This is a genomic window from Marinobacter mobilis, assembly GCF_900106945.1.
Taxonomy (GTDB): Bacteria; Pseudomonadota; Gammaproteobacteria; order Pseudomonadales; family Oleiphilaceae; genus Marinobacter; species Marinobacter mobilis.
On sequence record NZ_FNNE01000006.1, the window covers coordinates 265,917 to 279,190 of the forward strand.

The window sequence follows — 13,274 nt, forward strand, 5'->3', positions numbered from 1 at the left end:
GGATGGCCGCTGTTTGGTTCAGAACTCGTAGCGCAGGCCGCTTGAAAACTGGAAGGTGTTGGCGTTGGTGCCGGTGTCCTTGAACAGCCGGCCGCCTTCCATGACCAGGTAGGCGTTGTGGAACAGTTCCATGTCCAGGCCGATGATCCAGCTCAGGCTGAAGGCGCTTTCCGGGTATTCCCCAACCAACTCCTCATAGGGCGTGGACTGGTCCGGGTCATCCGCGATGGCCTGGCCTTCCGCAGTCAGCTTCGCGCGGCCGTGGATGTTGGAAAACCCCGCCTGGCCGTAAATATTGGCGTAATCCGTCAGCGGATAATGCAGGCCAATATACCAGCTCTCGAAGTGTTCGATGTTCAGGGCAAGCTGATTTTCAATGGTGCCGTCACTGAGACCGCCGCCGGCCCGGAGTTCTGCATGGAACAGGTCCGTGATATGGCCGCCAAACACCAGGGTTCCGGCATTGCTCCAGGTCGCTTTGGAGGTATCATCGCCGACGGAGCGGTGATTCAGGGCCGTCGCCAGTACACCAACGTAGTAGAGGTCTTCCCGGGGGACGTCTTCCTGCGCCTGCCCGGTCAGGGGTAGCGCCGCCAACAGGGACAGCGGGACAGATCGGCTTACTCGCAACAGCGTACTCATTGTTGTGTGGGTTCCTGGTAGGTCTGCGAATTCACGCAGATTCTGCCCACTGTAACGTTTGGTTACGTCGATGCAGGTCACAAATCGGTCAGGGCAGGGCCAGAGCATGGCCATCTGGCCTTATTGATCCGTCAGTCCTTCTTCCTGGGCCAGCAGCAGCAAAGCATAAACACCGTTTTCCGGTAACTGGGGATCCAGGCCGTTACTGAACAGCAGCTCACGGCGCCGATCTTCGAGGGTGTGGGTGTCGAGATCCGGAATCAGCTCAGCAATCGTTGCCAGCTCAAACGGAGACTCCATATCGACCGCGTCAAAGATCCGGTCGACCAGGATCTCGTCCGGGTCGAGGCCATCGGTATAGACAATCTGGTCGGGCAGATCTTCATGGAGCGCCCGGGCCAGTTCGATCAGTGGCACACCCTGTTCGTTGAGGTACCGCAGGTCAATGTCTGGCAGGTCTTCGTCTTGCGGCAGCCAGTCATCGTCAGGGGCTATGACCACGGTCTTCATGCGCCCGTCTGCCAGGGACCAGGCGATGGCTGTGGGAAACAGGGCATCGTCAGTCTGACAGTATTCAATATCAATGAAGTGGGGGATCGACACGGGTGTTCTCCTGACTGGGCGCGTACGGCTGCGGTGGGCTTTCCGGATCAGACCGCTTAGCCATTCTCGGTAAACGTGGCATCATGCCATACTGTTACACTGTTTTTTAGTCTGATTAGGACCACCATGGCACACGTTGATTTTAACCGTAACCTTCTTTTCTTCCTTCTCAAATCACCGACACCCTGGCATGCCGTTGCGCAAATGACACGGATGCTGGACGACGCAGGCTTTCAGCCACTCGATGAACGGGACGTGTGGCAGCTGGAATCCGGGCGGGGCTACTACGTTGTCCGCAACGGCTCCTCGCTGGTGGCATTCCGGACAGGCAAGGAAAACCCGGTTGAACGGGGTATTCGTATGGTTGGCGCCCATTCCGACAGCCCCTGCCTGAAAGTGAAGCCGAACCCGGAGCTGCGTCGCAAGGGCTACTTTCAGGTCGGTGTTGAGGTCTATGGCGGTGTGCTGCTGAACCCCTGGTTTGATCGGGACCTGTCGCTGGCAGGGCGCGTGACCGCCATCGACGACAATGGCGATGTGCAGGATTTGCTGATCGACTTCCGCAAGGCGATCGGATTTATTCCGAGCCTGGCGATTCACCTTGACCGTGAGGCCAACAACAGCCGAACCGTCAACGCCCAGACCGACCTGCCGCCGGTCTTGATGCAGGTGCCGGAAGGGGATGACACCAGCTTCAATGAGCTGCTGCTGCAACAGATTCATAAGGAACACCCGGATGCCGGTATAGCCCGGGTTCTTGGCTATGAACTCAGTTTCTACGATGCCCAGCCACCGGCCTTCGTTGGTTTGAATGAAGAATTTCTGGCCTCCGCCCGGCTTGATAACCTGTTGAGCTGCTTCGTGGGCTTGCGGGCGTTAATTGATAATGACGGTGCTGAACCGGCCCTGTTTGTTTGTAACGACCACGAAGAAGTGGGCAGCCTCAGTGCTGAAGGTGCTCAGGGCCCCTTCCTCAGTTCGGTATTGGACCGCTGGTGCGGATTGGAAAACCGTGCGCGAGCGATTACCCGCTCAATGATGATTTCTGCGGATAACGCCCACGGTATCCATCCCAACTATATGGACCGCCATGATGAAAATCACGGTCCGATTATCAATCAGGGGCCCGTCATCAAGGTCAACCACAACCAGCGCTACGCTACCAATAGCCGTTCCGCAGCGCTTTACCGTTATCTCAGTGATGAACTCGGCTTGCCGCATCAGACCTTTGTGGTCCGCAGTGACATGGGATGTGGCAGCACCATCGGGCCGATTACGGCCGGGGTTCTGGGGGTAACCACGCTGGATATTGGCGTTCCCCAGTGGGGCATGCATTCAATTCGCGAGTTGGCGGGAACCCGGGACAGCTTTATTCTGTATCAGGTAATGAAGGCGTTCATGCAGCAAGCCTCAGTCAACTGAGGCTTTCAGGCATAAAAAAAGCCGCTGATGGACAGCGGCTTTTCGGAATAAGTGGCTCCCCGACCTGGGCTCGAACCAGGGACAAACGGATTAACAGTCCGTTGCTCTACCAACTGAGCTATCGGGGAACAGCATCGATACGGCGCGCATCTTAAGGGCTTAAATTCCGAAGGTCAACCCTTTGAATTTATAAGAATCTAATTTATTTCCAATTGGCTGGAAAATGTGCAGTTCTGGCCGGATTTTTAAGGTGTAAGGCAGGATTTGGCAACATGATTGAGTTTGCATCTGATCCCCATCCACTCTCCACCGGGGGCGTGCAGGGCGTTGAGAGTTACCGGCCGCCGGGCTGGTTACGCAGTGGCCATCTGCAGTCGGTGTGGCCCACGCTGTTTCGCAAGGTGAGCCTGGGCGAACCGGATCGGGAAGTTGTGACGACGCCCGACAACGACGAATTGCACCTTGACTGGTACCGGCAGGGGCACCCCAGGATTGCGGTTTTGTCCCATGGGCTCGAGGGCCACAGTCGCAGGCCCTACGTACTGGGTCTGACCCGGGCACTGCTCAGTGCCGGGTGGGACGTGATGGCCTGGAACTTCCGCTCCTGTGGTGGCGAGATGAATCGCCAGCCCCGCTTTTATCACAGCGGCGCTACCGAGGATCTGGCCCATGTGGTGAACCTCGTGCTCAGGCAGGAATATCGGGACGTGGTGCTGTCGGGATTCAGTATGGGCGGTAACCTGACCATGTTGTACCTGGGGCAGCAGGGCGCTGGCGTGGATCCCAGAATCCGCGGTGCCGTCACCTTTTCGGTCCCGTGCGATCTGGCGGGAAGTGCCGAGGTTCTGGCCAGGCCAACGCGCAAGATCTACATGCAGCGTTTTCTGAACGACCTGTACAAAAAAATGGAGCAGAAGTCGCGACTGTTTCCGAGTCTCATTGATGTGGATGGCTTTGCCGACATCCGTTCGTTCCGTGAGTTCGATGACCGCTATACCGCACCGCTTCATGGCTTTCGCGATGCTGAGGATTACTGGGCAAAAAGTTCCTGTTTGCACCGGCTGAAAGATATCCGGGTGCCGGCACTGATGGTCAATGCCCTGGATGACCCGTTCCTGTCAGAGCAATGTTATCCGGAAAGCAAGGCGTTACTCGGGGACTGCGTCACCCTGGAGGCGCCGCGCTGGGGCGGGCATGTCGGGTTTGTGGAGCATGCCCGTGATGGTTATTACTGGTCGGAGCGCCGCGCCGTTGCGTTTCTGGATACGCTGTAGCGGTAACGGCGCACCGGCTTGCAGGTCTTTGGTCGCTTGTTTGCCGCCGTCAGTGGACCAGTAGTGCCTCCAGTTGTGGCCAGACATTGTCCAGCAGCGTCCCCTGGGCTTCGGTGGTGGGATGAATGCCATCCCCTTGCATCATGCCCGCCTGGTCATAGATTCCTTTGAGAAAAAAGGGAACCAAAGCAATGTCATGGCGGTCAGCAAGGTTTGAGTAGATGTCTGCGAACAAGGCGGTGTAACGCGGACCGTAGTTGGGGGGGATCTGAATGCCGATCAGCAGGGGACGGGCGCCCGCTTCCAGCGACAGGCTGATCAGGCGATCAAGATTCTGTTCGATGACCGGTGGGGGAAAGCCCCGAAGCCCGTCGTTACCTCCGAGTTCAATAACGACGACGTCTGGTGTGTGTCTGGAGAGCAGGTCGGGCAGGCGGCGAAGTCCGCCGTCTGTGGTTTCGCCGCTGATGCTGGCGTTGACCACCTGCCATTGCGCCAGGCCCTGTTGTGCCAGCCGTTGTCTGAGCAGTGCAACCCAGGCCTGTTCGGTCTGTACGCCATAGGCGGCACTCAGGCTGTCGCCAAGAATAAGTACCGTGTTCTGGCTGGCCTGGGCCGGGGAAAGCCCGGAAATCAGCGTTGCGGCGACAAGGAAAAGTATTCGTAATTGATCATGCAGTAGCTTCATAACTGAGTCTTTCAATTATTCCGGAACGAATTCCGGTGTCAGGAGTATTTGTGACAGATTACCAGCCCGATGACGTTGTGGCATCCCGGCAAGCGGTGGCTTCCGTAATTCTGGAAGCGAGCGGCCTGACCCACAGGGTTGGGCTCGACGGCAGTGAACTCACCATTCTTAAAGACGTGAATGTGCAAATTCGGACCGCAGAGTCGGTGGCGATTGTCGGTCGTTCCGGGTCCGGAAAAACCACATTGCTGGGCTTGCTCGCGGGGCTGGATACGCCTTCAGAGGGGCGCATCACTCTGGATAGTCAGGTGATAAGTGAGCTTGACGAAGACCAGCGTGCGCGGCTTCGCGCCCAACGGGTGGGGTTCGTTTTCCAGTCGTTTCAGTTACTGCCAGCGTTAACCGCCTTGGAAAATGTCATGTTGCCACTGGAGCTGGCCGGCCACAAAGGTGCGGATGCCAAGGCGCAGGAATTGCTTGAACGAGTGGGGCTGGGCGAGCGGCTAAGTCACACTCCGAGGCAACTCTCGGGAGGCGAGCAGCAGCGGGTCGCGATTGCCCGAGCGTTTGCCTGCAATCCCTCGGTCCTGTTTGCTGATGAACCGACTGGCAATCTCGACAACAAAACCGGTGAAACGGTATCGGATCTGTTGATGGCGCTAAACCGGGAGCAGGGGACGACGCTGGTCATGGTCACCCACGATGAACAGCTGGCCAGACGCTGTCAACGCCGCCTTTCCATTGAGGCCGGCGTGGTCGCGGAAATGGAGGGCCAGACCTGATGGTCACTGCTGGCAAGATGCTTCCGGTCTCCCGTGATATCCGTGAACGGGACGTGAGGGTCCTGATCCTGGCCCTTGTCGTTGCCGTCGCCACTGTCGCCACCATCGGTCTGTTTGCCAGCTTACTGCAGCGCACCCTGGTAACCTCGGCAAGTGCGTTCCTGGCGGCTGATCGTCAGCTGGAGGCCGAGAATGGGCGGCCTATTCCAGAGGCCTGGTGGCAGGAAGCGGAGGCTCGTCAGCTGGAGACCGCCAGGATGGTGGAGTTTTCCACCATGGTATTCAGCAACGAACGGTTCCAGCTGGTGTCGGTAAAAGCCGTAGACGAGGACTATCCATTACGGGGCACGGTGGAATTCCAGCCGCACCCGGATCAGGCCCGCGCCCAGCTCAGTCATGGGCCGGGGCCGGGTGAGGTGTGGCTGAACCCAAGGTTATTACGTCTGTTGGCCCTGGATATTGGGGATAATGTGGACGTGGGTGATCTCACGCTCACCGTCACCGGATTGCTGATCCGCGAACCTGACGGAGGCTTCGGCATGTCTTCGTTGGCTCCCCGAATCATGATGCATGCGGACGATGTACCAGCCACTGGTGTGGTCCGCGAAGGCAGTCGGGTCGAATTCGTGGGCCTGTTTGCCGGGCCGGAGCCGGCCCTTGATGATTACTATCGTTGGCTTGAGCCGCAGTTACAGCCCAGCCATGAGTGGAAAAGCGTCAAGGACGGACAGGCACTTTCGCGTTCCCTGGAACGGGCAGAGCGCTTTCTCAATCTGGGGGGCAGCCTGGCTGTGCTGCTGGCGGCGGTCGCCGTTGCTGTCGCCAGTCGGGAATATGCGCTTGGCCAGCGGGATACCGTCGCACTGCTGAAGACTCTGGGGGTCACCGGTTCCGGTATTGCTTCCATGTACTTGCGCAAGTTGCTGGCCTGGGGCGTGGTTGGTTGTCTCGCCGGCTTGGCGATTGCACTGCCATTGGTCTGGTTACTGTCCTATTTGCTGGCGTCCCTGTTGGAACGGCCTGTGGATTACGTACTGGATGCCCATGCCTTGTTACCGGCTTTACTGACCGCTCTGGTGGCGCTTTTGGGGTTTGCCTATCCGCCAATCCGGCGGCTGAGACGTGTTGCTGCGATGAGGGTGCTGCGAAGCGATCCGGGTGAGTCAAGCTGGCGTGCCAGCGGGGATATCGTGATTGCAGGGTTGGCGGTGTTTGGCCTGGTGTGGTTTTACGCCGGCGAGCCCATGATGGTGCTGGGGTTGTTGGCGGGCGCTTTGCTGCTGTTGTCGGTTCTGGCGGTGGTGGCCTGGTTACTGATCGCCGCGCTGCGCAAGGTCGCCGGGGGTGCCAGCGCCTGGCGGCTGGCGCTGGTGGCATTGTACCGGCACCGGCACAGTACCCTGTCACAGATTTCGGTCTTTGCCATGACCATCATGCTGGCGACGACGCTGGTGCTGGTACGCAGTTCCCTGCTGGATGACTGGCAGGGGCAGTTGCCGGTCGATGCGCCCAACCACTTTCTGATCAACATTGCGCCGACCGATGTGACGGCCGTTGCTGATTTCTGGCAGCAGCGCGGGTACCCGCTTGAATCGCTGTACCCTATGGTTCGTGGTCGACTGACCGAACTCAATGGACAGCCGGTCCGGGAGGCGGTAAGCAAGGATGCCCGTATCAACGCACTCAACCGGGAACTGAACCTGACCTGGATGGGTGACATGCCTGAAGACAACCGTCTGGTCGCCGGCCGCTGGTTTGAGGCCAACGGCGCAGCCGGTGTTTCAGTGGAGGCCGAGCTGGCAGAAAAGCTGGGCCTGAAACTGGGTGACCGGCTTGGTTTCACGGTAGGTTCAGAGACACTGACGGAAACGGTGACCAGTATTCGGACGGTGCAGTGGGACAGCATGAAGCCCAATTTCTACATGGCGTTTCCCCCGGCCAGTGCCCTTCGAGCCATGCCGGCCACCTGGATCACCAGTTTTTACCTGCCGGCAGCGGACAAGAATCACCTGAACGAGTTTGCCGCCCGCTTTCCCACCGTGTCGGTGCTTGAGGTTGATCACATCATCGAACGTATCCGCGACATTGTCCGCCAGGTGACCCAGGCCATAGAAGCGATCTTGGCGCTGATTCTGGCGGCGGCATTAGTGGTGATGGCCGCGGTGGTCAGTGCTACGCTTCGCGACCGTCAGCGGGAAGGGGCGCTGTTGCGCACTCTCGGCGGCGAGCAGAGCCTGCTGGTACGGAGCACCATGCTGGAATTCGCTGTGCTGGGGTTGATTGCCGGCGTCTTGGGTGTGGCGGCCGCCGAATGCGCCGTCTGGGCGCTGCAGCAAAAGCTGTTCGACGGTGGGTTTAGGTGGCACTGGCTGGTGGTGTTGCCGGTGCCACTGATGAGTGCACTGTTGCTGGCGCTGTTTGGTCGCTGGCAACTGGCGCCGGTGCTGTCGGTGTCGCCGATGTTGCTGCTGCGTCGTCTGGAGTGAGCCGACAGAAGCGTCGCCTATAGAGCTGGGTGGGCCCGTTATTCCTCAGCGGTAACGGGCCAGAATACGGTCGAATTCGTCAGAGGCCTTTAACTCGGCCAGCGCAGAATTAAAGCGGCGGACAAAGGCTTCCATGTCCTTACGGACCATCAGGCGGAGCCCGAAGTTGCTCACCGAATGTTCTGATGATTCGAAATTGTCGCTGAGCTGGGGGTTATTGCGGATAAGCCACTGGCCAACCAGTCGGTCGGCGATGGCGGCGTCAAAACGCTGGCTGTCGCGAAGATAGCGGAACAGATCCAGATCGACAGAGACATCAAAGCGATCCGCCAGGCCCTGGTCAAACAGGTCTTGCAGGTAGGGATAGTGGTAGCCGAGGTGGGTGAGGAATGTCTTGGACTCGAGGTCGCTGATGGATTGAAACTCCAGTGGACTGGTTGCCAGATAGAAAAATACCTCTTCGACCGGAACAATGGCGTCGGTGAACAGGAACTTCTCGGGCTGGTCGGTCCACTCGATAGCACGCGAGGTCGCGTCGATGTAGCCGGACTGGATCATCTGATCGACCCGCTTTCTGGGGATCTGAATAGGCTCGAGTTCGACCCGAAGTTGCTCCGAAATATGGCTCACCACATCCCAAACGATACCGGAAATCCGGCCGTCTTCGACAATGAGGTAGGGGGGATAGCCGTTCGGGGAGACATTCAGTCGCAGTGAACGACTGGCCGCCTTGTCTTCTCCGCTGTTAGCAAAGGCCAGCGTTGGTGAAAGCAGTACTCCGGCAAGAAGCAGGCACGCTGCCAGCTTGCGCAGCATTGAGGTTGGCATAGATGCGATAACCCTGAGTATCAAGGAGCGGGTTCGTGCTCCTTCAGTCTATTGGCGACAGCCGGATTTCATCCTGAGCTCGAGTGGCCACCGGTACGGTACATGACAAAACTGGGGGCATCCGTGCGATATTCGCGCAATATATACCAATTTTTCAATGTTTTTCAATTCGCTGAGGCGTGTCAGTCAGCGAGGAAAGGGGTGTCAGGGCGGGAAAGGCAAGAGAAGCACTGGCATGGGTAAGGCCCATGCCAGTGTACGCGGGGATCAGGCCCAGGCTTTTTTCAGGATGGCTTTGGCATCCTCAAGGCGGGCTTCGCGGGGATTGAACATGATGGCGCCATCATCCAGCGCCAGGGCGGCGATAGCCTCAAGCTGGGATTCTTCCACCTGTCCGGTTTCCTTCAGGGTGCGCGGCAGCTTGCACTTCTTGTAGAGAGCATCACGCATGCGGCGAATGGCTGCGATGGCCGCTTCGGCACGACGATTGGCCGGGGTGGCTGCGTATGCTTCCGGACCGTCCAGGTACAGCAGCAGGTCGCCCAGAGGCTCGCGAATGCTCTCCAGGTTGTATTCAAGAACGTAAGGCAGGTACAGGCTCATGCACAGGCCGTGTGGCAGGTGACAGATGGCACCAGTGGCGTGGCCCAGGGCGTGCACGAGTCCGACCATGGAATTGGAGAATGCGATGCCTGCCATGGTGGAGGCCTGAGCCAGTTCCAGGCGGCCATCGGCATCCTTGGGGTTGTCCATGACGCTCAGAAGGTTTTCGCTGATTTTCTTCACCGCGCTGGTGGCGTAGGCGTCGCTCAGGGGGTTCTTGCCGATGCAGGTGAATGCTTCGGTGGCATGGGTGAGGGCGTCCATCGCCGTTGCTGCGGTGATATGAGGTGGCAGCGTCAGGGTCATCCGCGGATCAATGATGGCAGCATTGGGCAGCAGGAAAGATGAGGTGAACGGTAGCTTCACCGATTTTTCCGTATCGGAAATGACCGCCACGGCAGTAACCTCAGAGCCGGTGCCGGCTGTCGTTGGGACCACGAAGAACGGCTTCAACGGATGCTTGATGATGCCGGCGCCGGAGTACGCGGCGATATCATCGCCTCCCTCGGACACCAGAATGTTCACCGCTTTCGCGGTATCGATGGCGGAACCACCGCCAACGGCGATGATAGAGTCACATTTTTCTGCCCGGTAAATGCCCGCAATGTCACGTACCACTGCGATTGATGAATCCGGCGGAACATCATCGTAGATGCTGACGATTTCGAGTTCGCTCTCCTCGCAGGCCGTGATCACTGGCTCCAGAAGCCCGGCAGCACGTACACCCTTGTCGGTGATGATCATCGGCCGCTGGGCTCCGAGGCCGTTCAACTCGAAGGGGATATGTTCCAGGGCAGCCTTGCCGGCAACGACTTTTACCGGACAGAAAAATTCATAGTATTTATTGGTCATTATGCTCTCGCCGTCTCAACGAATTGGGATGCAACTTTCAGGTAGATTCTGGAAGCACTGAGGATCTTTTCCGGCAGGTGCAGGTTACTTGGGTATTCCTTCACCGCCCGCTGTGCCACAAGGCGCGGAAGAATGAAGGCCTCAAGCCGGTTCAGGACGCGGGTCATGCGAATGGCGTAGCTGATCTCTCCGTCCACAATCATTCGGTCGTTGGCAAACGCCACCGATGTTTTTTCCTGAAACGAAAGCACCAGGAATGCATGGGCGATGTGCTTGAACTTGATAGAGAGGTTCACTTTCCGCGGCGCGGAGCTGCCGTGATAGCGGAAGCGACCGTCCCCGAGATGTTCAACGATGAGGTTGGGGCCGTTAGGCATCACCATCATCTCGAAGAGGAAGCCCACGGGCAGGGCGCTGGCTTCTTGCTGCGCTTCTGCATCTACCTCGCTGATCGCCTGCAAGGCGTTACCCATAACCTGAAACATGAGCTGCACATACAGGCGGCGGGCATGCAACGCCATGGGCTGCATTCGTCTGGCTAGCATTGAATTCGTCCATTTGTTGTTGGGTTAACCTGATTTTTAGAGTTATTGCTCTAGATGTCAATGAAGGGATTGACGGTGGTGGTGTGTCAGCTGGGTCAGCCCCGCGGGCAGTGCGGCCTGAAGCGAATCATTAGGAATGGCAATTGTCTGGTTTTATCGTTTGGGCGAGGATAACGACATTCGACATCCGTGTTAGAGGACAGTCTGTGACAGGTACCACCCATATCCATTCTCTGAAACACCGGCTTCAACCCTGGTCATATCGCACCTCGGCGGGCTTTACTGTGCGGGGATTACGCAGTGTTCCCAGCGGGCGCCCTCTGATCCATTTCATTCATGGTAACGGCTATGCCGGACTGGTGTATGAGCACATGCTGGCGCCCCTGCTGGAGCACGCGGACCTGTTCATCAGTGATATTCAGGGGCACGGTGAGAGCGATCACGGTGGCCGGTTTCAGGGCTGGAACGGCACAGCGGCCCTTTGCGAAGAAGTGCTGGCGTCGTTCTTGCCGTACTATCAGGATACGTACCGGGAGAAATACCCTGGGGAGAACAGCCGGCCATTGCCGGTTCTGGGACTTGGGCACAGTTTTGGCGGCGTGATGACGGCACTGGTCATGGCGCGTTCGCCGACCTTGTTTGAGCGGGCCGTGCTGTTGGATCCGGTGCTGTTTTCACCCAACATGCTGCGGTTGATGGCGGCCAGCAACACGGTGGGTCTGTGGCGTCGTAATCGGATGGCGACCCGGGCCAGAAAGCGCCGCTCTCATTGGCCTGATCTGAACGCGGCTCACGCCAATTTCCACGAACGGGGAATTTTCCGTGGTTGGGATGAACGCAGCCTGCGCAGTTATCTGGACCATGGTCTGCAGGCGCATCAGCAGGGCGGGGTCAGACTGAAGTGTCCGCCGGAACGTGAAGCCGAGATATTCGGATCCTATCCCAAGCGCTTGTGGCCCTCGTTGCGGAAGGTCACCACGCCGGTACACCTGATTTACGGCAGCCAGACCTATCCCTTTGTGGGCGAATCGGCAAAGCGCTGGCAGCGGCTGGCGGATCAGATCACCACGGAAGTGGTTCCGGGGGGGCACTGCTTCATGCTGGAACACCCGGAAGCCACGGCTGATCGGGTTATCGGGTCACTGCTTTCCTGACCCGGCTGGCGCAGGTTATCCCTGCGCCAGTTTTGCCAGTTTGCGGCGGGCTTCCTCGCCAACCTCACCACCCGCTTCGGCTGCAGTCTGATAGTAACGAACCGCTTCGTCACGGCGGTTTTCCGCAACCGCAATATCCCCCAGTCGCAGGAACCCAATGGCCGTGGGTACCACCCGGTTGGCTTCGGTGATGTCTTCACGGGCTTGCTGATACCGGTTTCTGGCGAAGGCATTGAGTCCCCGGCGCAGGCGGTAGCTGAACATCTCCGGGTAGAGGGAAACAGCCTTGTCATAGGCGCCGGCAGCTGCCGTGACGTCTCCGCGGTGTTCCAGAAGCTGGCCGCGAAGTGCATGGAACATGGCTTCATCCGGCTCGATCCGAATAGCTGAAGCAACTTTGTTCAGAGCGCCTTCAAAGTCTTCCTGGCGGATCAGGGACACGGCCTCGTCGTAAGCGTCATACGCCGGTTGGCGGGTTTTGAGGAACGCCATGCGGCGTTGGTATTCGTCACGACCCCGATAGCCGCCAACCCCCAGTTCCCGGGTCAGGGCAAGGTTGCGGTCGACGCGTTTCTGGGAAGGCGGGTGGGTCGCAAACAAGCTGGAGAGGTAGTCGGCAGACTGGCCCTGGGACATGTCAACAAACAGCTGCTGCAGCTCAACGGCAGCCATCGGGTCGTAACCGGCTTTGACCATGTAGTGGATGCCATAGTAGTCCGATTCCAGTTCATCGCCCTGGCCGTATTGCGCCAGCGCAAGCTGGGAGCCTATGTTGGCACTGCCCATCACCACGTTGGCCAGCCCACTGTCTCCCATCGCCATACCCAGACCTGCCATACCGGCATTGAGGATCATGCCGGTCTGCATGCGCTGCACACTGTGGCGGGCAGCGGCGTGGACAATTTCATGGCCGATGACCGACGCCAGCTGGGCTTCGTCGTCGAGTTGGGTCAACAGCCCCCGGTTGATCGCGATCTTGCCACCGGGCAGCGCCCAGGCATTGGGCACGCTGCTGTTGAGCACCACAAACTCGTAGGGGAGGTCAGGGCGGTCACTGACCGCAGCCAGTTTGTTACCGACTTCCCGTACGTAAAAGGTCAGTTCCGGGTCAAGGTAGAACTGGCCACCCTGAGTCTGTTGCGTGGGAATGTATTGTTCGGCGCCCATGGCCAGTTCCTGGCTCTGTGGTATCAGCGACAGTTCGCTTTCTCCGGTGACCGGGTTCACGGCACACCCGGTGCTGAGGGTCGCGGTCAGAGCGATGGCCAGCCAGTGGCGAATATTGCGGTTTGTCACACCCGTCTCCCTTACGTGTTCTTCCTGAGTGGTAATGTGGATCACCTGCATCTAAGGTGAAATGAAGGTGTTATACCACACTGGCGGGAGGTGCGTATG

At 58.6% G+C, this 13,274-nt stretch carries 12 protein-coding genes and 1 tRNA gene; 5 read left to right on the plus strand and 8 right to left on the minus strand.

Annotated elements, in window-relative coordinates:
- Window positions 1-18: 18 nt before the first annotated feature.
- Complete coding sequence (locus BLV11_RS11350; RefSeq protein ID WP_091814132.1) at window positions 19-642, minus strand: outer membrane beta-barrel protein; 624 nt, start codon at window positions 640-642, stop codon at window positions 19-21.
- Window positions 643-762: 120 nt separating this feature from the next.
- Window positions 763-1,245 carry a hypothetical protein gene (locus BLV11_RS11355; RefSeq protein WP_091813934.1) on the minus strand — a complete coding sequence of 161 codons (483 nt, stop codon included), beginning with the start codon at window positions 1,243-1,245 and terminating at the stop codon, window positions 763-765.
- A 126-nt stretch (window positions 1,246-1,371) separates the two neighbouring features.
- Here BLV11_RS11355 and BLV11_RS11360 point away from each other — a divergent pair, with 126 nt between their 5' ends.
- Window positions 1,372-2,667, plus strand: a complete 1,296-nt coding sequence (locus tag BLV11_RS11360; RefSeq protein ID WP_091813938.1) for a M18 family aminopeptidase — start codon at window positions 1,372-1,374, stop codon at window positions 2,665-2,667.
- A gap of 52 nt (window positions 2,668-2,719) precedes the next feature.
- Here the strand turns inward: BLV11_RS11360 and BLV11_RS11365 are convergent.
- Window positions 2,720-2,795, minus strand: a tRNA-Asn gene (locus BLV11_RS11365).
- 144 nt (window positions 2,796-2,939) lie between these two features.
- On the opposite strand from BLV11_RS11365, the gene BLV11_RS11370 reads away from it, so the two are divergent.
- Window positions 2,940-3,941 (plus strand): YheT family hydrolase, encoded by a 1,002-nt coding sequence (locus BLV11_RS11370; RefSeq protein WP_091813941.1) that lies wholly within the window; start codon window positions 2,940-2,942, stop codon window positions 3,939-3,941.
- Window positions 3,942-3,990: 49 nt separating this feature from the next.
- On the opposite strand, the gene BLV11_RS11375 is transcribed toward BLV11_RS11370, so the two are convergent.
- Window positions 3,991-4,629: an arylesterase gene (locus tag BLV11_RS11375; protein ID WP_091813944.1), complete on the minus strand. Its 639-nt coding sequence runs from the start codon at window positions 4,627-4,629 to the stop codon at window positions 3,991-3,993.
- Between the two features lie 50 nt (window positions 4,630-4,679).
- Between BLV11_RS11375 and BLV11_RS11380 the strand changes: the two genes are divergently transcribed.
- Window positions 4,680-5,411 (plus strand): ABC transporter ATP-binding protein, encoded by a 732-nt coding sequence (locus tag BLV11_RS11380; RefSeq protein WP_245726002.1) that lies wholly within the window; start codon window positions 4,680-4,682, stop codon window positions 5,409-5,411.
- On the plus strand, window positions 5,411-7,897 hold the full coding sequence (locus tag BLV11_RS11385) for an ABC transporter permease (protein WP_091813947.1): 2,487 nt from the start codon (window positions 5,411-5,413) through the stop codon (window positions 7,895-7,897). Before BLV11_RS11380 ends, BLV11_RS11385 begins: the two co-directional genes overlap by 1 nt.
- Window positions 7,898-7,942: 45 nt before the next feature.
- On the opposite strand, the gene BLV11_RS11390 is transcribed toward BLV11_RS11385, so the two are convergent.
- From BLV11_RS11390 to BLV11_RS11400, 3 genes are all read right to left on the minus strand, one after another.
- Window positions 7,943-8,725 (minus strand): substrate-binding periplasmic protein, encoded by a 783-nt coding sequence (locus BLV11_RS11390; RefSeq protein ID WP_091813951.1) that lies wholly within the window; start codon window positions 8,723-8,725, stop codon window positions 7,943-7,945.
- A 267-nt stretch (window positions 8,726-8,992) separates the two neighbouring features.
- Window positions 8,993-10,180, minus strand: a complete 1,188-nt coding sequence (locus tag BLV11_RS11395; protein ID WP_091813955.1) for an iron-containing alcohol dehydrogenase — start codon at window positions 10,178-10,180, stop codon at window positions 8,993-8,995.
- A complete protein-coding gene (locus BLV11_RS11400; protein ID WP_091813958.1) occupies window positions 10,180-10,725 on the minus strand; it encodes a hypothetical protein in 546 nt (181 codons plus the stop codon). The genes BLV11_RS11395 and BLV11_RS11400 overlap by 1 nt, the downstream gene beginning before the upstream one ends.
- Window positions 10,726-10,931: 206 nt before the next feature.
- Here BLV11_RS11400 and BLV11_RS11405 point away from each other — a divergent pair, with 206 nt between their 5' ends.
- Complete coding sequence (locus tag BLV11_RS11405; protein ID WP_245726003.1) at window positions 10,932-11,879, plus strand: alpha/beta fold hydrolase; 948 nt, start codon at window positions 10,932-10,934, stop codon at window positions 11,877-11,879.
- A gap of 15 nt (window positions 11,880-11,894) precedes the next feature.
- On the opposite strand, the gene BLV11_RS11410 is transcribed toward BLV11_RS11405, so the two are convergent.
- Window positions 11,895-13,175 (minus strand): M48 family metalloprotease, encoded by a 1,281-nt coding sequence (locus tag BLV11_RS11410; RefSeq protein ID WP_245726004.1) that lies wholly within the window; start codon window positions 13,173-13,175, stop codon window positions 11,895-11,897.
- Window positions 13,176-13,274: the final 99 nt, after the last annotated feature.